The 19,234-nt window shown below is 70.8% G+C and carries 16 protein-coding genes; 8 read left to right on the forward strand and 8 right to left on the reverse strand.

The window, feature by feature from the left end; genetic code table 11:
* Positions 1 to 128 precede the first annotated feature (128 nt).
* On the forward strand, positions 129 to 1,340 hold the full coding sequence (locus tag ACFW9O_RS02455; RefSeq protein WP_384604144.1) for a pyridoxal phosphate-dependent aminotransferase: 1,212 nt from the start codon (positions 129 to 131) through the stop codon (positions 1,338 to 1,340).
* A 103-nt stretch (positions 1,341 to 1,443) separates the two neighbouring features.
* Complete coding sequence (locus tag ACFW9O_RS02460; RefSeq protein WP_384604146.1) at positions 1,444 to 1,857, forward strand: hypothetical protein; 414 nt, start codon at positions 1,444 to 1,446, stop codon at positions 1,855 to 1,857.
* A 56-nt stretch (positions 1,858 to 1,913) separates the two neighbouring features.
* Here ACFW9O_RS02460 and ACFW9O_RS02465 read toward each other — a convergent pair whose 3' ends face one another.
* Both ACFW9O_RS02465 and ACFW9O_RS02470 read right to left on the reverse strand, forming a co-directional pair.
* Entirely contained in the window at positions 1,914 to 3,647 is a 1,734-nt protein-coding gene (locus tag ACFW9O_RS02465) for a YncE family protein (protein WP_384604149.1), read from the reverse strand.
* A 257-nt stretch (positions 3,648 to 3,904) separates the two neighbouring features.
* The gene (locus ACFW9O_RS02470) at positions 3,905 to 5,731 is read right to left on the reverse strand and encodes a phosphoenolpyruvate carboxykinase (GTP) (protein WP_351167375.1); all 1,827 of its coding nucleotides are present in this window, start codon (positions 5,729 to 5,731) and stop codon (positions 3,905 to 3,907) included.
* Positions 5,732 to 5,939: 208 nt separating this feature from the next.
* Here ACFW9O_RS02470 and ACFW9O_RS02475 point away from each other — a divergent pair, with 208 nt between their 5' ends.
* Positions 5,940 to 6,626, forward strand: coding sequence for a hemolysin III family protein (locus ACFW9O_RS02475; RefSeq protein WP_383179966.1), 687 nt, complete (start codon positions 5,940 to 5,942; stop codon positions 6,624 to 6,626).
* Positions 6,627 to 6,639: 13 nt separating this feature from the next.
* Here the strand turns inward: ACFW9O_RS02475 and ACFW9O_RS02480 are convergent, their stop codons facing one another.
* A complete protein-coding gene (locus ACFW9O_RS02480) occupies positions 6,640 to 8,661 on the reverse strand; it encodes a thioredoxin domain-containing protein (RefSeq protein ID WP_384604152.1) in 2,022 nt (673 codons plus the stop codon).
* Between the two features lie 132 nt (positions 8,662 to 8,793).
* Between ACFW9O_RS02480 and ACFW9O_RS02485 the strand changes: the two genes are divergently transcribed.
* Complete coding sequence (locus tag ACFW9O_RS02485) at positions 8,794 to 12,012, forward strand: tetratricopeptide repeat protein (protein WP_384604155.1); 3,219 nt, start codon at positions 8,794 to 8,796, stop codon at positions 12,010 to 12,012.
* Positions 12,013 to 12,457: 445 nt separating this feature from the next.
* Here ACFW9O_RS02485 and ACFW9O_RS02490 read toward each other — a convergent pair whose 3' ends face one another.
* Positions 12,458 to 12,688: a hypothetical protein gene (locus ACFW9O_RS02490; protein ID WP_384604158.1), complete on the reverse strand. Its 231-nt coding sequence runs from the start codon at positions 12,686 to 12,688 to the stop codon at positions 12,458 to 12,460.
* A gap of 1 nt (position 12,689) precedes the next feature.
* Positions 12,690 to 13,571 (reverse strand): mycothiol conjugate amidase Mca, encoded by an 882-nt coding sequence (gene mca, locus ACFW9O_RS02495; protein WP_384604162.1) that lies wholly within the window; start codon positions 13,569 to 13,571, stop codon positions 12,690 to 12,692.
* Positions 13,572 to 13,668: 97 nt separating this feature from the next.
* On the opposite strand from mca, the gene ACFW9O_RS02500 reads away from it, so the two are divergent.
* Both ACFW9O_RS02500 and greA read left to right on the forward strand, forming a co-directional pair.
* Positions 13,669 to 14,073, forward strand: a complete 405-nt coding sequence (locus ACFW9O_RS02500) for a DUF4307 domain-containing protein (RefSeq protein WP_351167363.1) — start codon at positions 13,669 to 13,671, stop codon at positions 14,071 to 14,073.
* A gap of 194 nt (positions 14,074 to 14,267) precedes the next feature.
* On the forward strand, positions 14,268 to 14,765 hold the full coding sequence (gene greA / locus ACFW9O_RS02505; protein WP_329207958.1) for a transcription elongation factor GreA: 498 nt from the start codon (positions 14,268 to 14,270) through the stop codon (positions 14,763 to 14,765).
* A 60-nt stretch (positions 14,766 to 14,825) separates the two neighbouring features.
* Here greA and ACFW9O_RS02510 read toward each other — a convergent pair whose 3' ends face one another.
* From ACFW9O_RS02510 to ilvA, 3 genes are all read right to left on the reverse strand, one after another.
* Positions 14,826 to 15,683 carry an ABC transporter permease gene (locus ACFW9O_RS02510; RefSeq protein ID WP_351167360.1) on the reverse strand — a complete coding sequence of 286 codons (858 nt, stop codon included), beginning with the start codon at positions 15,681 to 15,683 and terminating at the stop codon, positions 14,826 to 14,828.
* Positions 15,680 to 16,684, reverse strand: coding sequence for an ATP-binding cassette domain-containing protein (locus ACFW9O_RS02515; RefSeq protein WP_351167358.1), 1,005 nt, complete (start codon positions 16,682 to 16,684; stop codon positions 15,680 to 15,682). Before ACFW9O_RS02515 ends, ACFW9O_RS02510 begins: the two co-directional genes overlap by 4 nt.
* A gap of 183 nt (positions 16,685 to 16,867) precedes the next feature.
* Entirely contained in the window at positions 16,868 to 18,097 is a 1,230-nt protein-coding gene (gene ilvA, locus ACFW9O_RS02520; protein WP_384604167.1) for a threonine ammonia-lyase, read from the reverse strand.
* A gap of 157 nt (positions 18,098 to 18,254) precedes the next feature.
* On the opposite strand from ilvA, the gene ACFW9O_RS02525 reads away from it, so the two are divergent.
* Together ACFW9O_RS02525 and ACFW9O_RS02530 are read left to right on the forward strand one after the other, a co-directional pair.
* Positions 18,255 to 18,785, forward strand: a complete 531-nt coding sequence (locus ACFW9O_RS02525; RefSeq protein ID WP_351167354.1) for a MarR family transcriptional regulator — start codon at positions 18,255 to 18,257, stop codon at positions 18,783 to 18,785.
* A gap of 130 nt (positions 18,786 to 18,915) precedes the next feature.
* Entirely contained in the window at positions 18,916 to 19,107 is a 192-nt protein-coding gene (locus tag ACFW9O_RS02530) for a DUF1059 domain-containing protein (protein WP_329207965.1), read from the forward strand.
* Positions 19,108 to 19,234 lie beyond the last annotated feature (127 nt).

Here is a 19,234-nt window from a genome sequence, read left to right on the forward strand (position 1 = left end):
ATCCCACGGTGGGCGGCCGTGGGCGGCATGCCGATGGAAGACGGGAGGGACGACCGCGGGGACCCTGAGGGAGCAACCCGGGGCCTTACTCCGAGCACCGTGCGAAACACGGTCGTAAGCTCGCAGACATGCAGGTCATCCAGTCCACGAAGCTCTCAGGCGTCTGTTACGAGATCCGCGGCCCCGTGCTCGAAGAGGCCATGAGGCTCGAAGCAGCAGGTCACCGCATCCTCAAGCTGAACACCGGCAACCCTGCCGCGTTCGGCTTCGAGTGCCCGCCCGAGATCCTCGAGGACATACTGCGCAACCTCGCGGGGGCGCACGGCTACGGCGACGCGAAGGGCCTGCTGTCCGCGCGCCGCGCGGTGATGCAGCACTACCAGACCAAGGGGATCGACCTCGACGTCGAGGACGTCTACCTGGGCAACGGCGTGTCCGAGCTGATCCAGATGTCCATGCAGGCACTGCTGGACGACGGCGACGAGGTGCTCGTCCCCGCTCCCGACTACCCGCTGTGGACGGCCTCGGTCTCGCTGGCCGGCGGCACGGCCGTGCACTACCGGTGCGACGAGCAGGCCGACTGGATGCCCGACCTCGCCGACATCGAGCGGAAGATCACCGACCGCACCAAGGCCATGGTGATCATCAACCCGAACAATCCGACGGGTGCGGTCTACGACGACGAGATGCTGCGCGGGCTGACCGAGATCGCCCGGCGCCACAACCTCGTCGTCTGCTCCGACGAGATCTACGACCGGATCCTGTACGACGGCGCGACCCACACCCCGACCGCCGCCATCGCCCCCGATCTGATGGTGCTCACCTTCAACGGGCTCTCCAAGAACTACCGGATCGCCGGGTACCGCTCCGGCTGGATGGCGGTCTGCGGTCCGAAGGCGCACGCCACCTCGTACATCGAGGGACTCACGATCCTGGCCAACATGCGGCTGTGCGCCAACATGCCGGCCCAGCACGCCGTGGCCACCGCGCTCGGCGGACGGCAGTCGATCAACGATCTGGTGCTCCCGGGCGGGCGGATCCTGGAGCAGCGGGACACGGCGTACGACCTGCTGACGCAGATTCCCGGCGTGACCTGCGTGAAGCCGAAGGGGGCCCTGTACCTCTTCCCGCGGCTCGACCCCAAGGTCTTCAAGATCAAGGACGACCGGCAGATGGTGCTCGACCTGCTGCGGGCCGAGAAGATCATGGTGGTGCAGGGCACGGGCTTCAACTGGCCGGAACCCGACCACTTCCGGATCGTCACCCTGCCGTCCACCAAGGATCTGACCGACGCCATGACCCGGATCGGGAACTTCCTGGACGGGTACAGCCAGCCCTGAGACCGGGTTCCGGCTCCAGTCGTCCGCCCATCATCCGGACCACTCACAACTTTAGACTGAATCCAAGCTAGGATGGCCCTACAGCAACACCAGGAGGCCATCCATGTACGAGCCGATCCGCACCAAATCGGTCCACACACCGGCCGACGACGCCGATTTCCCGCACCGCACCCGTGAAGAGGAGCTGGACATCCAGCTCGCCGGCCATCTGGCCGCCCTTCTCGCGGTCACCGACGAGCTGGGGCTCGGCATCGCGGGCGACCGCATCGCCGAGCAGGTGGCCCGGCTCCGCGGGACCCCGCCCACCCGGCACGCCGGCCTGAGCGACGCACCCGCGGCCGCTCTCCACCGCCGCGCCCACGCCCTCGCGGGCCGGGCCCTGGTGGTCGCCGCGTCCCGCGCCGACACGGCCGTGGCGATCCTCTCGGCCGAGCGCATGGACGCGCACACGGCCGCGATGCCCAAGGCCACCGCGCCGGACTCCACCGCGCCGCCCGAGCTGGTCGGCGCCCTCTGACGGCCCCGGTCCACGGGTCGCGAAGACTCGTGGACCGGGTGCCACGCCCGTGAACGCTAGGCGGCGCGGACGCGTACCGTCACGGACGCCGTCGAGGCGCTGTGCAGGGCATCGCCCGCATAGCCGACGGTGTACACGACCTCGCCCCGCGCGGAGGGCAGGTCGTTGATCCGGAAGGTGCCGTCGGCCGCGACCGCCGCCGAGGTCAGCGTGCCGGTGCCCCGCTTGTCGGTGCGCTGCACGGACAGGGTGATGCCCGGGGGCAGCGCCCGGCCCTGGCCGGTGAGGGTGCCGGTGATCTCCAGGCTCTGGTTCTTCGTCCCCTCCGCCGGGGCGGTGAGCGCGATCGCCGTCGGCGCCCTGTCCACCGCGACGGCGAGGGTGACGTCCTCGGCCGGACGGTGCGTCACATCGCCCAGGAACGAGAGCGTGTACGTGGACTCGCCGACCAGCGAGGGGACGTCGAGGACCGTGAACGAGCCGTCCGCGTCCACCTCCACGGCCGCCAGCTTGCGGTCGCCGTTCGCGTCGTGGCGCACGGCCGAAACCTTCACCGGCTCGGCCGGGGCGGGCCCGTCGAGCTCCAGCCGGCCCCGGATTCCCAGCGGTTCACCGACGACGGCCCTGCCCGGGGTGGTCGACAGGGAGCCCGTGAAGCGGGAGTCGTACTGGGCCGCGGGGGGCTGGATCACGTGCAGCCAGTAGGAGGTGCCCGAGGCGTTGGTGGTCACGGCGAAGAGCCGGGAGCCGTCCTTCGACCAGCCGAGACCTCGTGGGGCGATCCGGGCGCCGTCGAGTTCGCCCTCGAAGGCGAACTCGGAGGCCGTGGTGCCCTCCTCCGGATCCGCCTTCTGGATCAGCAGGTCGGGCACGGAGCCTGTGGCGGTGGCACCCCGCGCGACGTACCTGCCGTCGCCGCTGAAGGCGACGGCCGAGGCCTTCGCCCCCTCCGGGAGCGGCTGGTAGGCCGTCGGGGCGTCGGACAGATCGGTCGCGTCGAGCAGCCGGGTGCCGTAGGAGGCGTCGGCGACCGCCAGCCGGCTGCCGTCCGGGGTAAGCGCCAGGTCCTCGAGGTCGAGGGCGCCCGCGCCCTCGCTGTCCGCGAAGCGGCGCTGCGGGCCCCTGACGAGCGTGTCGCCGCTGCTGTCGAACGTGGTCAGGTAGGGGTTGGCCTCTCCGGTGCTCAGCGTCTGCCCCATGGCGAGCAGGCCAGGGGCCCCTGGCGCGGTCGCGAAGTGCAGCCTGCCCGCGCCTTCCCAACCCGTCGCGTAGGACCCGGTGCCGCCGGTGCCGAACACCTGGCTCGTGCGCTCGTCACACTGTGAGGCGTAGCCGATCTCGGTGAACCACACCTTGCCGCCGGCGTAGGCGACCTGCCGCCCGCACTCGCCCCAGTAGTAGGTGGAGGCGTGGGTGGTCTTCGCGTGGGTCTCGGTGTCGTACGCCGCGATCCGGCCCATCTCCGACACGAACAGCTTGGTGCTGTCCGTGGAGAGGGCGATGCCGCTCACCGCGCCGGCCGTGCTCGGCAGCGTGGCGACGCGCTGGCCCTGGAAGTTGTAGACGAGCACCGCCGACTTCGTGTTCAGCAGGCGGGTGTCGTCGCTCACGTAGACGCGCTCGTGCACGGAGTCGACGACCATGGACGAGAACGACGAGATGGGCAGCTTGGCCACGTCGTCGTCGGCCGCGTGGGCGGCGGGTGCGGCGAGCACCGTCAGGCCCGCACCCGCGAGTGCGAGCGCGAGGAGTGTCGCGATGCTGCGTCTTCTCTGCCGTGACCTGTTCAACTGTGTCCCCCCACAGGGTTGTCGGCGCCGGCGGTAGCCGCGGGCGCCCTGTGAGGGCCATGCAACTGTTGTGAAGAGAGTGTGCGCAAGGAGTTGGCGTTACACGGGTGTTCCCACCGAAAAGGGACAGCCCCCGGAGCCGTGAGGGGCTCCGGGGGCCAGGGGCGTGTTCGTGCACGTCCCTACCGCGGCGGGCAGTTGACCCCCACAGGTCAGGGCGGATGTCGGGATGCCCGGCCACGGAGATCGAAGGGGCGTCAGCCCAGGCGCTGCACCAGCGCCCGGTACTCGTCCCACAGTTCCTTCGGCGTGTGGTCGCCGAAGGTGTTGAGGTGCTCGGGGATCAGCGCGGCCTCTTCGCGCCAGACCTCCTTGTCGACGTTGAGCAGGAAGTCCAGGTCGGACTCGGAGAGGTCCAGCCCGTCGGTGTCCAGGGAACCCTTGGCCGGCAGGATGCCGATCGGGGTCTCGACGCCCTCGGCCTTGCCCTCCAGGCGCTCGACGATCCACTTCAGGACACGGCTGTTCTCACCGAAGCCGGGCCACACGAACTTGCCCGCGTCGTTCTTGCGGAACCAGTTCACGTAGTAGATCTTCGGGAGCTTCGACTGGTCCGCCTTGTCGGCGCCGACCTCGACCCAGTGCTTCATGTAGTCGCCCATGTTGTAGCCGCAGAACGGCAGCATGGCGAACGGGTCGCGGCGCAGTTCGCCGACCTTGCCCTCGGCGGCGGCGGTCTTCTCGGAGGCCACGTTGGCTCCGAGGAAGACACCGTGCTGCCAGGTGAAGGACTCGGTGACCAGCGGGACTGCGGAGGCGCGGCGGCCGCCGAAGAGGATGGCCGAGATCGGCACGCCCTTCGGGTCCTCCCACTCGGGCGCGATGATCGGGCACTGCCCGGCCGGCACAGTGAAGCGGGCGTTGGGGTGCGCGGCGGGCGTACCGGACTCGGGGGTCCAGTCGTTGCCCTTCCAGTCCGTGAGGTGCGCGGGGAGCTCCTCGGTCATGCCCTCCCACCACACGTCACCGTCGTCGGTGAGCGCGACGTTGGTGAAGACGGAGTTGCCCCACATGGTCTTCATGGCGTTGGCGTTGGTGTGCTCGCCGGTGCCGGGCGCGACGCCGAAGAAGCCGGCCTCGGGGTTGATCGCGTACAGCTGGCCGTCCTCGCCGAACCGCATCCAGGCGATGTCGTCGCCGATCGTCTCGACGGTCCAGCCGGAGATCGTAGGCTCCAGCATGGCGAGGTTGGTCTTGCCGCAGGCGCTCGGGAAGGCGGCCGCGACGTACGTGCTCTCCCCGCGCGGCGGGGTGAGCTTGAGGATCAGCATGTGCTCGGCGAGCCAGCCCTCGTCACGCGCCATGACGGACGCGATGCGCAGCGCGTAGCACTTCTTGCCCAGCAGGGCGTTGCCGCCGTAGCCGGAGCCGTACGACCAGATCTCGCGGTCCTCGGGGAAGTGCGAGATGTACTTGGTGGAGTTGCACGGCCACGGAACGTCCTCCTGGCCCTCCTCCAGCGGCGCGCCCAGGGTGTGGACGGCCTTGACGAAGAAGCCGTCGGTTCCGAGCTCGTCGAGGACCGCACTGCCCATGCGCGTCATGGTGCGCATCGAGACGGCGACGTAGGCGGAGTCGGTGATCTCGACGCCGATGGCGGAGAGCGGTGAGCCGACGGGGCCCATGCAGAACGGCACGACGTACATGGTGCGCCCGCGCATGGAGCCGCGGAACACGCCCTTGTCACCGGTGAAGATCTCCCGCATCTCGGCGGGGGCCTTCCAGTGGTTGGTCGGGCCCGCGTCCTGCTCCTTCTCGGAGCAGATGAAGGTGCGGTCCTCGACGCGGGCGACATCGCTCGGGTCGGAAGCGGCGTAGTACGAGTTCGGACGCTTGACCGGGTCAAGCTTCGTGAAGGTGCCCTTGGCGACGAGCTCCTCGCACAGGCGCTCGTACTCGCTCTCGGAGCCGTCGCACCAGACCACACGGTCCGGCTCGGTGAGAGCTGCGATCTCGTCTACCCAGGAGACGAGCTCCTGGTGCTGGGTGGGAACAGTGAGGGGAGCCGCGATGTCGCGCGCCACGATCGCTCCTTGTCGAGGGTGTCTGTTGTAGGTGCCCCGTGGGGGCTGCGACCCGGATGCTGACCCCTTCATTTTCCCCTGGCGCTCATCCGGTGCCGACCGCACTCATTTGATCATCCGACCATCGCGCCCATATGTCCAGAGGGCCGCCCACGTGAGCATCGCCACTCGAATTCGTTACCTACGGTTGCGTAGGTAGCATGCGGTCATGACTTCTGCCGCCGCCGCGTCCGGACCCGTCGTCCTCGATGACCCCGTACCCGAGAAGCCACGGATGCGCGGCTGGCTGCACGCCGGAATGTTTCCCGCGGTGGTCATCGCGGGCATCACCCTGATCGCCCTGGCCGACAGCACACGCGCCCGGGTCGCCTGCGCGATCTACATCGCGAGTGCCTGCCTGCTGTTCGGCGTGAGCGCGGTCTACCACCGCGGCACCTGGGGGCCTGTCGGCGAAGCCGTGCTGCGCAGGCTCGACCACGCCAACATCTTCCTGATCATCGCGGGCACCTACACCCCGCTGACCCTGCTCCTGCTGCCCGAGTCCACCGGGCAGCCGCTCCTGTGGGCGGTGTGGGGGGCCGCGGCGGCCGGCATCGCCTTCCGGGTGTTCTGGGTCGGCGCGCCGCGCTGGCTCTACACCCCCTGCTACATCGCCATGGGCTGGGCCGCGGTGTTCTTCCTGCCCGACTTCATGCGCACGGGCGGCATCGCGGTCCTCGTCCTCGTCGTCGTCGGCGGGCTGCTCTACAGCGCGGGCGGCGTCATCTACGGCATCAAGCGGCCGAACCCCTCGCCGCGCTGGTTCGGCTTCCACGAGGTGTTCCACTCACTGACGCTGGCCGCTTTCATCGTCCACTACGTCGGCATCTCGCTCGTCGCCTACCAGCACGGCTGAGCGGTCCCGCCGGTCAGCCGCCCAGCTTCCCGGCCAGCTCCGCCGCGTCCGTCGTCGGCGCGTCGCAGACGAAGTGCCGGCACACGTACGCGGTCGGCACCCCGCCGACCAGCGGCCGGTCCACCAGCAGCGGGAACTCCGTGCCGGCGTCGGCGACCTCGCCCGCCGCGACCACCGCACCCGGCGCCCTGCCCAGCAGCGCGGTCCGGTGCAGCTCCCCGCCGACCGGACCGGCGACCGCGACCTCGCGGGGCCCGTCCAGCCATGCCTCGGCGACGGCGAGCCCCCAGCCGATGAACCGGGGCGCCTTGGGCCCGAGTGCCTTCACCACCCCGAGCGCGCCCTCGGCCGCCGCGCGGTGCGCCTCGGAGCCGGTGTGCGCCGCGTACGAGAGCAGCGCGCCCGCGGCCGCCGTCCAGCCGGCCGGGGTCGCACTGTCGGTGGGGTCCTGCGGGCGGCGGATCAGCCGCTCGGCGTCGTCCGCGGTGTCGTACAGCTGCCCGCCCTCGCCCTTGAACCGCTCCAGGACGATGTCCAGCAGGAAGCCCGCGAACTCCAGCCAGACGCCCTCGCCCGTGACGGAGGCGAGCGCCAGGAAGCCCTCGGCGACATCGCCGTAGTCCTCCAGGACCCCTGCGTTGTCGCCCGCGCGGCCGTCCTTCGACGTGCGGCAGAGGCGGGCCACGGGACCCATGTGGACCCGTACGAGCAGGTCGGCCGCCTCCGTGGCCCGTTCGATCAGATCCGGCCGGCCGAAGTACGCGCCGGTCTCGGCGAGCGCCGCGATCGCCAGGCCGTTCCAGGCGGCGACGATCTTGTCGTCCCGTTCCGGCCGCACCCGCAGCTCCCGCGCCGCCAGCAGCCGGGCCCGCACGTCGGCGACCCGCGCGCCGTCCTCCGGCGCCACGGTCGCGGGCAGCTGCAGGACGGAGGCCCCCTCCTCGAAGGTGCCCTCCTCGGTCACCCCGAAGTGCTCGGCGGCGAAGGCGGCGTCCTCCTCGCCCAGCACCTCGCGCAGCTGCGCGGGCGTCCAGACGTAGAACGCGCCCTCGACGTGCCGCCCGTGCGCGTCCTCGCTGTCGGCGTCCAGCGCCGAGGCGAAACCGCCCTGGGCGGTCCGCAGCTCGCGCACCATGAAGTCCGCGGTCTCCAGGGCCACCCTGCGGGCCAGCTCCGACCCCGTGACGCGCCACAGGTGGGCGTACACACGGCACAGCAGCGCGTTGTCGTAGAGCATCTTCTCGAAGTGCGGTACGACCCACTCCCGGTCCACCGAGTAGCGGGCGAAGCCGCCGCCGAGCTGGTCGTAGATCCCGCCGCGCGCCATGGCCACGCAGGTGTCCTCGGCCATCTGCAGGGCGCCCTCGGCCCCCGTACGGGCGTGATGGCGCAGCAGGAACTCGACGGCCATGGACGGCGGGAACTTCGGCGCGCCCCCGAAACCCGCGTGTTTCCCGTCGTAGTCCCGGGTCAGCCCGAGCAGGGCCTGGGCCAGCTCCGGCTCACCGGGAACACCCTCCTCGCCGTGCGACAGCGAGCGGCCGGCGAGGTCCCGGACGATGCGCCCGGCGACCTCCGCGACCTCCTCGCGGCGGTCGGTCCACGCGGCCACGACACCTTCGAGCACCTGCTGGAACGACGGGCTGCCGTGGCGGGGCTCGGGCGGGAAGTACGTGCCGAAGTAGAAGGGTTCGGCGTCGGCGGTCAGGAACACGGTCATGGGCCAGCCGCCCTGGCCCGTCGCGGCCTGCACGGCCTCCATGTACACGGCGTCGACGTCGGGGCGTTCCTCACGGTCGACCTTCACCGGCACGAAGTGGGCGTTCAGGTAGTCCGCGACCGCCGCGTCCTCGAAGGACTCGTGCGCCATCACATGACACCAGTGGCAGCTGGCGTAACCGACGCTGAGCAGCACCGGAACACCTCGCCTGCGGGCCTCCTCGAAAGCCGCGGGCGACCACGGCCACCAGTCGACGGGATTGTCGGCGTGCTGGAGGAGGTACGGGGAGGTTGTCTGCGCAAGTCGGTTGGCCATGACCCAATCCTTGCGTACCCGGATCCCCTACCGGTTGATCGCCTCGCTCTCTCGCGCTGACGCGCCGTACGCAGGACACTGGGTGACCATGAAAGCCGCTTGAACCGAAGTCGCTGGAACCTAGGGGGACGCATGCGGGACAGCCATCGGGCGGAAGCAGAACGCCTGTTGGTACGCGCCGTGGAGGACGAGACGCGGCGGACCGGAGGACGGACCGACTCGGGCGCGCTCATGGCGCGTGCGCGGGGCGCTCTCGACACGATGGCCGCCGGCGCGGCCGAGGAGTACGCCGCCTACACACATGCGCTCGACGCCGCGGAGGCCGGGCGGAAGCCGTTGTCGGAGCGGTTCAGCAGAGCCGCACTGGGAACACCCCTGGTGGTGGCGGGAGTTGCCTCCGTCGCCGCCTTCGGCGCGGACCTCGCGCTCGGCACTCCGGCCGGTCTCGCCCTCGGGGCGGGCGCCGTCGTCGCCGTCGCGGGGGCGACCGCGACCGTCGCCCGGGTCACTGCGTCGCACTGGCCGGCCTCGCATCACAGGGCGGGCGCGCTGAGTCAGCCCGGCGGCCCCGAACAGCTGCGACTGCAGTGGCTGACGGCGCTGGAGGTACGGGGCATCCGCCCTTTCCTCGACCAGCAGCGCATGCTGACCGCCTCCTCCCGCACGCCCAAGAAGGCCGCCTCGTCCGTGGTGCCGCAACTGCGCGGCGGGGACCGCAGCGCGGCGGCCCGCACCCGGTCACTTCTCGAACAGTCCTTCGGTCATCTGCCCGCAGCCGACGGCCCGTTCGCGGGCCGCCGCGCCGAACTGGCGCAGATCGCCCAGTGGGTGCACGCCGCCCGCGCCTCCACGGAGACCAGACCGACCGTCGTCGTCCTGCACGGCACCCCTGGTTCCGGGCGCACCACCCTCGCCGTGCGGGCCGCGCACGCGCTCAAGGACCAGTTCCGGGGTGCGTGCGTGGTCGATCTCCGCGGCAATGTGTCCGGGGAGGCCCCGCTGCCGACCCGGGACGCCCTGCTGCATCTGCTCAACCGGCTGGGCGCACCGCGCGAGCAGCTCCTCTTCCGGGAGAGGTCCTCCGCCGAGCAGCACGTGCGGCGCCTGAGCGAGCTCTACCACCAGCACCTCACCGGCACACCCGTCACGATCGTCCTCGACGACGCCACGGACGCCGCCCAGGTCCGCACGCTGCTGCCGGAACGCTCCGACAGCCTCGTGCTCGTCACGACGCGCGAACCCCTCGAACTGCCCGCCTCCATCCCGGCGTGGGTGCACCAGCTGCCGGTCGGCGGACTGGACGCGGCGGGCTCCGAGGAGCTGCTCCGGGAGTCGGCCGAGGACGAGGAGGACGGGCCGTACGACTACCCGTCCACCGACTCCGTCGTCGAACTGTGCGGCGGGCTGCCGCTCGCCCTGCGCGTCGCGGGTTCCTCGCTCGGCGCACGGACCCGCGCGGCCCTCGCCGCCGACCTCGGCGCGTACGGTCCGGTCGCCCCTGTCGAACGGGCCCTGTGGCTGCGCTACACCGACCAGCCCGAGCAGGCCAGGCGGCTGCTGCGGCGCCTCGCCCTGGCGGGGCGCGCCAGCCTCGGCGCGGCGGCTGCCGCGTCCCTGCTCTCGGCCGAGGAGCAGGAGGCCGCACGACTGCTGGAGACCCTGTCCCGGGCCGGGCTCCTCACCCATGTGCGCGGCTCGCGCTACCGGCTGCACGACCTCGTACGGGACTTCGCCCTGGCCCGGCTGCTCGACGAGGAGGAGGCGGCGGACCGTACCGCCGCACAGGAACGCCTCATCCAGAACTACGCGGAGCTGGCCGACGCGGTGATCCGCATGGTGGACGGCAAGATGTCCACCCGCGCCGGGCAGTTCGGCTCGCACGGCTTCAGCTCGCTGGACGCCGCCCTGCGCTGGCTGGACGACGAGTCGAGCTTCATCACCTCGGCGCTCCGGCACACCGAGGGAGTCGACCAGGGGGCGGTGCTCCATCTGCTGGGCGCCCTGTGCGACTACTGCCTGCTGCGCGGCGACCTCTACCGGCTCGGCGAGATCAGCGAGCTGACGCAGGCGGTCGACCAGGGGCTGCTGGAGCGGTCGGTCCAGTGGCGTACGGGCATCGCGGCCCGCCAGCTCGGCGAGCTCGACAAGGCCCGCACCACGCTCTCCTCCGTCGTCGGCCTCTACCGCGAGGCGCAGAACGACGCGGGTGCGGCGCTGGCGCTCTGCTCGCTCGGCATCACCCTGCACCACCAGGGCAACCTGACCGAGGCCTCGGTGCGGCTGCGGGAAGCCCTCGCGCTGCAGGCGTCCCCGGAGCAGGCCGAGGACCGGGCCTGGTCCCTGCACGCCCTGGCGGCCGTCGAGCGCGACCGGGCCAATCTGGCCGAGGCCCTGACCCTGCTCGACACCGCGCTCGCCCTGCACCGGGAGGGCGAGTCGCTGCACGGCGAGGCCTGGTCGCACTTCCAGCTCGGCCAGGTCTGCCTGCGCATGGGCGAGGTGGCGCGGGCCGAGGAGGAGCTCACCACCGCCCTGGACCTGTACGGCCGCACCCGGGACGAGCGCGGGGAGGCATGGGCCCAGACCCAGCTGGCCCGCGCCCGGCTGCTGGACGGCGACCCCGCCCCCGCGGTGGAGCGGCTGCGCGGCGCCCTGGCCCTGCACCGGGACAACGAGGACGCGCGGGGCGAGGCGTGGACGCGGTACTACCTGGGGCAGGCCCTGGAGGAGGACGGCGACACCGATCAGGCGGTACGGGAGCTGGAGCGGTCCCGCACGATGTTCTCCCGGATGAGGGACGTCTACGGCCTGGCGTGCGCCCGGCACCACTCGGGGCGCGTCACCCGCGACCAGCGGGCCGCGCAGACGGGCAACCTGCGCAACTCCGGTTTCGCCCGGCAGCTCCTCGTGGACGCGCGGGCCGACTTCCGGCGGATCGGGGTGGCCCACGGCGAGGCATGGACCTGCCTGGAACTGGCCCTGGTCGACGGCGGCAACAACCGTACGGCGCAGGCCCTGGAGCTGTGCGACGAGGCGATCGGCCTGTTCGCCTCGTACGGGGACGTCAGGGGCGGCGACTGGGCCGCGTTCCTGCGGTGCACGCTGCTGCCGTACGCGTCGCCGGGGGGCAGCGAGGTGGGTACCGCCGTGGCCCAGCAGGAGCTCGCGGACCTGCTCCGGGCCGCCCATCCGCTGCGGGACGGCAAGCTGGAGGACTGCGCGGAGGCGTTCACGGTCGTCCTGAACCGTGGCGTGGACCTGGACGACGGCTGGCAGGCGTGGCGCCTCGGCCTGACCCCGTCGCGTCATGCGCGGGAGGTCATGGGGGTGCCGGTGGGGGTGCGGCCGTAAGTGGCGGGGGGGCTTTGCCCTCAATCGCCGGGCGGGCTCGAAGGTGGCCCCGGTCCGCGGGGTGCGCCCTGCGCGGCGGGGGCGGGCGGTGCCCCTCCGGAGTGTCTCCTCGGAACTGGCGTGGCACCCGGGAACGCGGCCGGCCCCGGTCCTACGCCAGTCCCTGCGGGGACCCTCCTGCACGGCCCCACCCATGTCTCACCGGCGCCTGCCACCCGGTGGTCGCAGGCGCGGACGGCCGGTCCGGGGCCGTGCAGGAGGGTCCCCGCAGGGCGACGAACAACGAGCAGGGCCCCTCGCGTGGAGCGCGCACGTTCGTCGCCCGAGGAGACACTCCGGAGGGGCCCCGGGCCACCACCCACGCACGGAGTGCGCCCCCGCGGACCGGGGCAGCCACCTTCGAGCCCGCCCGGCGATTGAGGACAAAGCCCCGCGGGGCGCGCGCCTACTTCTTGCCGGGGGCCGCCGCCGCCGGCGTCGTCTCCTCGGACGCGGGGTCCGGCGCCTCCTCGAAGTCGATCTTGCCCATGTGGCGGTTCATCGACTTCATCAGCAGCCACACGCCCACGGCGAGCGCCGCGAAGACGAGGAAGCCGAGGACGCCGGGCGTCACCTTGTTGTCGTCGACCTCCTTGGCCAGAGGGACGAGCTGGTTCAGTGCCTGGGTCGCGTACATATCAGGCATTGTCGCGGATGCCCGCGAAGAGGTCGCTCTCGGGGAGGGAGGTATCGACGAGAGACTTGGCCAGCTCGTACTCCTCCGTCGGCCAGACCTCCCGCTGGATGTCCATCGGGACCCGGAACCAGCCGCCGTCCGGGTCGATCTGCGTCGCGTGCGCGATCAGCGCCTTGTCGCGGATCTCGAAGAACTCGTCGCACGGAACGTGCGTGGTCAGCGTGCGCTCCTCGCGCTGGAACTCCTTCCAGCGCTCCAGCCACTCGCCGTACGGGGACTCCAGTCCGCGAGCGAGCAGCGCCTCGTGGAGGGCGACCGTGCGCGGCCGGTTGAAGCCCTGGTTGTAGTAGAGCTTGAGCGGCTTCCAGACGGGCCCGAACTCCGCCTCGGGGAACCTCTCGGCGTCCGCGGCACCCTCGAAGGCGATCATCGAGATGGTGTGGGTCTTGATGTGGTCGGGGTGCGGGTACCCGCCGTTCTCGTCGTACGTGGTGATGACCTGCGGCCGGAACGCACGGATCTTCGCGACCAGGCGGCCCGAGGCCGTCTCGTCGTCCTCCAGTGCGAAGCAGCCCTCGGGCAGCGGCGGCAGCGGGTCGCCCTCGGGCAGACCCGAGTCGACGAAGCCGAGCCACTGCTGGTCGATGCCCAGGATCTCGCGGGCCTCGTCCATCTCCTTCTGGCGCACCTCGTGAATGTTCGCCTCGATGTACGCGTCCCCCTGGAGCTTCGGGTTGAGAATGGATCCCCGCTCGCCCCCTGTGCAGGTGACGACGAGGACGTCCACCCCCTCGGACACGTACTTGGCCATGGTGGCCGCGCCCTTGCTCGACTCGTCGTCGGGGTGGGCGTGAACGGCCATCAGTCTCAGCTGCTCGGTCAAGACTCGGTCCTCAGTGATTGGTCGCGATGGTCGGCTTCTATAGTGACTGACCCGGGGGGCGGAAAATTCCTCGATCCCCTGTACGGGAGGAACGATCATGGCAGCGGTGCGCGAAGCCTTGCCCGACGGTCGCTACGGCCGGTCCGAGGACCAGCGTGCGGACCGCAAGCTCAAGATCGTCGGCGCGGTGCTCGGCGTGGCCTTCCTCGGCATGGTCGGCTGGTTCGGATACGACTACGTCGCGGGCCAGGACATCAGCGCGGAGCTGATCAAGTCCGACGTCGTCTCGGACGACCGGGCCGAGGCGCACCTGGAGGTGCGCAAGGACCGGGACACCGACGGGTACTGCACGGTCCGCGCGCTGAGCGAGGACGGCGGCGAGGTGGCCCGCAAGGACTTCCGGTTCGACCAGCGCTCCGAGCGGATCGACGAGGTCGTCTCGTTGCGGACGACGTCCCGGGCGACCGCGGTGGAACTGCTGGCGTGTACCGCCGGCAGCTGATCGCAGCGCCGGGCGCGCGCCGCGCCTGATCCGCACGCCCCGGCGCTCACCTGCACGAATACCCGTGTGACCGTTTACCTTCTCCCCCTTTTCGCGGGGAATTGTTAGGCTCGTGGTTTCGCCCACCCGTGGCAGCACATGCTTGGGGTAGGGCGATGCTTTGTATTCCCAGTACCGACGAGGAGCACCCTGTGATGACCCAGACCAGCGATAACGTCACCTGGCTCACGCAGGAGGCGTACAACCAGCTGAAGGCTGAGCTGGCGCGCCTCACTGGTCCCGCGCGCGCGGAGATCGCCGTCAAGATCGCGGCAGCACGTGAGGAGGGTGACCTCAAGGAGAACGGCGGGTACCACGCCGCCAAGGAGGAGCAGGGCAAGATGGAGCTCCGGGTGCGCCAGCTCACCCAGCTCCTGGAGCACGCGAAGGTCGGCGAGGCACCTGCCGACGACGGCGTGGTCGAGCCCGGCATGGTCGTGACGATCGCCTTCGACGGCGACCCCGACGACACCGTCACCTTCCTGCTCGCCTCGCGCGAGTACGCGAGCGCGGACATCGAGACCTACTCCCCCCAGTCGCCGCTCGGCACCGGGGTGAACGGCAAGAGGATCGGCGACGACGCGGACTACGAGCTGCCGAACGGCAAGACTGCCTCGGTGAAGATCATCGCGGCCAAGCCGTACACGGGCTGATCCGCAGCCGACACACGAGACAGCCCCGGCCGCAGGTGCGGCCGGGGCTGTTCGGTGTGCTCAGGCGGTCGCCGAGCGGTACTTGCGGACCGCCAGGGTGCGGAACACCACGACGATCAGGACCGACCAGAGCACCGAGGCCAGGATCGGGTGCTGCATCGGCCAGGCGTCCGGGGTGACGAAGCCCGGTGGCAGGTTGCCGAACAGCTCTCGGCAGGCCTGCACGGTGGCGCTGAAGGGGTTCCACTCCGCGATGTGACGCAGCACGGTCGGCATCTGGTTGGCGTCCACGAAGGCGTTCGAGATGAACGTCAGCGGGAAGAGCCAGATCAGTCCGCCGGACGTGGCGGCCTCCGGTGTGCGTACGACGAGGCCGATCAGCGCCCCGATCCAGGAGAACGCGTACCCCAGCAGGAGCAGCAGCAGGAAGCCGAGCAGCACCTTGCCGAGGTTCTCGTGGGTGCGCCAGCCGATGAGCAGTGCGACACCGGCGAGCACGACGAGGGTGAGCGCTGTCTGCACGAGGTCGGCGAGGGTACGTCCGGTGAGGACGGCTCCCCGGGCCATCGGCAGCGACCTGAAGCGGTCGATCAGCCCCTTGTGCATGTCGTCCGCGATACCCGCGCCGGCCCCCGCGGTGGCGAAGGTGACGGTCTGGGCGAAGATCCCGGCCATCAGGAACTCTTTGTAGTCCGCGGACGAGATGGTGCTGCCGACCTTGATCGAGCCGCCGAACACGTAGGTGAACAGCACCACGAACATGATGGGCTGGATCAGCCCGAAGATGACCATCTCCGGGATGCGGGCCATGCGAATGAGGTTGCGTTTGGCAACGACGAGGGAGTCGGCGACCGACTGACTGATGCCGCCGCGCGGGTTGATCGGCGCAAGTTCAGGGGTGTCCGTGATGGCAGTCACTGCCCGGCCTCCTTGCCGCTCTCCGCGGCGCGTGTCGAACCGCTCTCCTCGTTCTTCTCCAGCTCGGCGGCGTGGCCGGTGAGCGAGATGAAGACGTCGTCGAGAGTGGGGCGGCGCAGGCCGATGTCGTCGATCTCCACGCCGTTGGCGTCGAGGTCGCGGATGACTTCGGCGAGCAGTTTGGCTCCGCCGCTGACCGGGACGGTCAGCTTGCGGGTGTGTTCGGCGAAGGCGATCTCGCCCTTGCCGTAGGTGGCGAGCACCGAGCGGGCGGACTCGATCTGGTCGCGCTGGTGCACGATGACCTCGACGCGCTCCCCGCCGGTGCGGGCCTTCAGCTGGTCGGAGGTTCCGCGGGCGATGACCTTGCCGTGGTCGATGACGCAGATGTCGTGGGCGAGGTGATCGGCCTCCTCCAGGTACTGCGTGGTCAGCAGCAGCGTCGTACCGCCGGCGACGAGCTCCTGGATGACTTCCCAGAGCTGTTGCCGGTTGCGCGGGTCGAGGCCCGTGGTGGGCTCGTCCATGAACATCACCGGCGGGGAGACGACGAGCGCGGCCGCCAGGTCGAGACGGCGGCGCATGCCTCCCGAATACGTCTTCGCGGTGCGGTCGGCCGCGTCGGCGAGGTTGAACTTCTCCAGGAGCTGCCCCGCCCGCTTCTTCGCGTCGCGTGAGCTCAGCTGGTAGAGCTGCCCGACCATCTGCAGGTTCTCGCGGCCGGTGAGGTACTCGTCGACTGCGGCGAACTGCCCGGACAGCCCGATCGAGTGGCGTACCTCGTTGGGATGCTTCAGCACGTCGATGCCCGCCACGACAGCCTTGCCGCTGTCGGGCTGGAGCAGGGTGGTCAGAACGCGTACGGCGGTGGTCTTGCCGGCGCCGTTGGGACCCAGAAGCCCCAGGACGGTGCCTTCCGGTACGTCGAGGTCGACGCCGTCCAGTGCTCGTACTTCGCCGAAGGTCTTCACCAGGCCTTCGGCGTAAATGGCGCCTGGCATGTGGGACTCCCCCAGTTGCTTCGGTGACTTCCTGAAACAGATCCTAAGATTTGCCGGTGGCCCGGTGTCCGGAACCACGGATTGTTCGGCGGCGCACGGTATCGCGATACATCGTGAGCCACAACAGGTTTCGCGCCGCGCCCTTCAACCGGTCCGGTCCGCGGCCGGTTCGCGACCCGGCACTCAGCCCATCACGAGATAGCCGGCCTCCCGCAGTGCGGCGGCGACCTCCTCGCAGTGCTCCCGGCCCTTCGTCTCCAGGTGCAGTTCCACTTCCGCCTCCGTGAGCCCCAGCCTCGGATCGGTCCGCACATGGCTGACGTCGAGCACGTTGGCGTCGGCCACGGACAGCGTGCCGAGCAACGCGGCCAGCGCCCCGGGCCGGTCCGTCAGCCGCAGCCGGAGGCTGAGGTAGCGGCCCGCCGCCGCCATGCCGTGCGTCAGGATGCGCTGCATCAGCAGCGGGTCGACGTTGCCGCCCGACAGGACGGCGACCACCGGCCCGCGGAACGCCTTCGGGTCGCTCAGCAGCGCCGCAACGGGGCTCGCCCCGGCGGGCTCGACGACCATCTTGGCCCGTTCCAGGCAGAGCAGCAGGGCGCTGGAGAGCTCGTCCTCGGAGACCGTACGGACCTCGTCGACCAGCTCCTGGATCAGACCGAACGGGATGTCGCCGGGGCGGCCCACCTTGATGCCGTCGGCCATGGTCTGCACCGAGTCGAGCGCCACCGGGTGCCCGGCAGCCAGTGACGGCGGGTAGCCGGCGGCGCCCGCGGCCTGCACGCCCACGATCCTGACATCGGGGCGCAGCGCCTTCACGGCGACGGCGATGCCCGCGGCGAGACCGCCGCCGCCGATGCCGACGACGATCGTGCGGACCTCGGGGCACTGCTCGAGGATCTCCAGGCCCACGGTGCCCTGGCCCGCGATGATGTCCGGGTGGTCGAAGGGGTGGATGAAGACGGCCCCGGTCCGTTCCGCGTACTCCTCGGCGGCGGCGAGCGTCTCGTCGACGACATGTCCGTGGAGCTGAACCTCCGCCCCGTACTCGCGTGTTGCCGCCACCTTCGGCAGGGGGGCGCCGAGCGGCATGAAGACCGTCGACCGTACGCCGAGCAGCGAGGAGGCCAGTGCGACACCCTGCGCATGGTTTCCGGCACTTGCGGCCACGACTCCGGCCGCCCGTTCCACCGGACTGAGGCCCGCGATCCGTACGTACGCGCCGCGCAGTTTGAACGAGCCGGTGCGCTGCAGGTTCTCGCACTTGAAGTGGACCGGCGCGCCGACCAGTGCCGTCAGATGGCGGCTTCCCTCCATCCCGGTGGTTCTGGCCACCCCGGACAGCATCTTCTGCGCCCCGCGGACGTCGTCGAGGATCAGCGGAGGAAAGGGGCCTGGCGTCCGGTAGGTCATGACAGCAAGTCTTGCAGCTCGGAGCGGTCGCGGCCCTCGCATCTCATGGTGGCCTGCGGTGGTGTCCATGGGTTTGTGCAGCGCTGGTACACGTTGCCCCGTGGCCGCGTACTCTGTCCCCCACCCATCCGACACCGCACGAAGAGAGCCCCCGGCCATGCCCCCTCAGGACATGACGACTGCTGCGTCTCCTTCCGGGGGCGCCGCCCCCGGACACCCGGGTACCGACCCCCTCCTCGATGCTCTCCAGCACCAGGTGGCCGTCTTCGCCCGCCGTGCCGAACAGACCCGCCTCGGCGGTGTCGGCCAGGTCCGCAATTCCATGGACCGCGCCGCCTATCTGCTGCTCAACAGGCTCGACCGGGAAGGCCCGATGGGCGTCAAGGCGCTGGCCGCGGGCATGGGGATCGACTCCTCGACCGTGACCCGGCAGGTCGCGCCGCTCGTCGACACCGGGCTGGTCAAGCGCACCTCGCACCCGGAGGACGGCCGGGCTGTCGTGCTGCAGCTGTCACCGCGCGGCCAGGCCCGCCTCGACGAGGTCCGGGCCTCGCGGCGCGAGCTGATGTCCCAGGTGACCGGCGACTGGAGCGAGGAGGAACGCGACACCTTCTGCGCCCTCCTCACCCGCTTCAACGCCTCGCTGGCAGCGCGGCAGGCCGCGCACCACCCGGTACAGGACAACTGACCGGCGGCGCACCCGTTCTCGCGCTTCCGGGCCGACGACACCCGCAGGACGGCCGGCGACGGCCGCTGGGCATCCTTTTCGCCCGGATCTATCCTGGGAGAGTCGCCAGGTACGAGCCTAGGAGGCTGTCATGACACGGAAGATCGCCGACTGCCGTAAGTACCCGAGCGTGTCGAACTGCTCACTCGCCATCACCGGCGAGGAGGACGAAGTCGTACGGGCAGCCGCCGAACACGCCGTCTCGGTCCACGAGCACACGGACAGCCCCGAGCTGCGCGAGCAGATCCGGGCCTCGTTGGAGGACGAGAAGGTCGCTGTCTGACAGCGGAGCCGTGCGGGGGGGGGGGGGTCACTAAGCCGCCCCGGGGGCACGCGGCGCGGGGGGGGGGGGGGCGGGCGGGGGGGCGGGGCCGCCCCGGGCGGGGGGGGGGGCGACGACCGCCGGGGGT

The organism is Streptomyces sp. NPDC059499, assembly GCF_042749285.1.
GTDB lineage: Bacteria > Actinomycetota > Actinomycetes > Streptomycetales > Streptomycetaceae > Streptomyces.

What these genes read in the sequence shown, in the direction of transcription:
- ACFW9O_RS02455 (WP_384604144.1), top strand. Translation starts at nt 129, where the DNA reads ATGCAGGTCATCCAGTCCACGAAGCTCTCAGGCGTCTGTTACGAGATC.
- ACFW9O_RS02460 (WP_384604146.1), top strand. Translation starts at nt 1,444, where the DNA reads ATGTACGAGCCGATCCGCACCAAATCGGTCCACACACCGGCCGACGAC.
- ACFW9O_RS02475 (WP_383179966.1), top strand. Translation starts at nt 5,940, where the DNA reads ATGACTTCTGCCGCCGCCGCGTCCGGACCCGTCGTCCTCGATGACCCC.
- ACFW9O_RS02480 (WP_384604152.1), bottom strand. Translation starts at nt 8,661, where the DNA reads ATGGCCAACCGACTTGCGCAGACAACCTCCCCGTACCTCCTCCAGCAC.
- ACFW9O_RS02485 (WP_384604155.1), top strand. Translation starts at nt 8,794, where the DNA reads ATGCGGGACAGCCATCGGGCGGAAGCAGAACGCCTGTTGGTACGCGCC.
- ACFW9O_RS02490 (WP_384604158.1), bottom strand. Translation starts at nt 12,688, where the DNA reads ATGTACGCGACCCAGGCACTGAACCAGCTCGTCCCTCTGGCCAAGGAG.
- ACFW9O_RS02500 (WP_351167363.1), top strand. Translation starts at nt 13,669, where the DNA reads ATGGCAGCGGTGCGCGAAGCCTTGCCCGACGGTCGCTACGGCCGGTCC.
- greA (WP_329207958.1), top strand. Translation starts at nt 14,268, where the DNA reads ATGACCCAGACCAGCGATAACGTCACCTGGCTCACGCAGGAGGCGTAC.
- ACFW9O_RS02515 (WP_351167358.1), bottom strand. Translation starts at nt 16,684, where the DNA reads ATGCCAGGCGCCATTTACGCCGAAGGCCTGGTGAAGACCTTCGGCGAA.
- ilvA (WP_384604167.1), bottom strand. Translation starts at nt 18,097, where the DNA reads ATGACCTACCGGACGCCAGGCCCCTTTCCTCCGCTGATCCTCGACGAC.
- ACFW9O_RS02525 (WP_351167354.1), top strand. Translation starts at nt 18,255, where the DNA reads ATGCCCCCTCAGGACATGACGACTGCTGCGTCTCCTTCCGGGGGCGCC.
- ACFW9O_RS02530 (WP_329207965.1), top strand. Translation starts at nt 18,916, where the DNA reads ATGACACGGAAGATCGCCGACTGCCGTAAGTACCCGAGCGTGTCGAAC.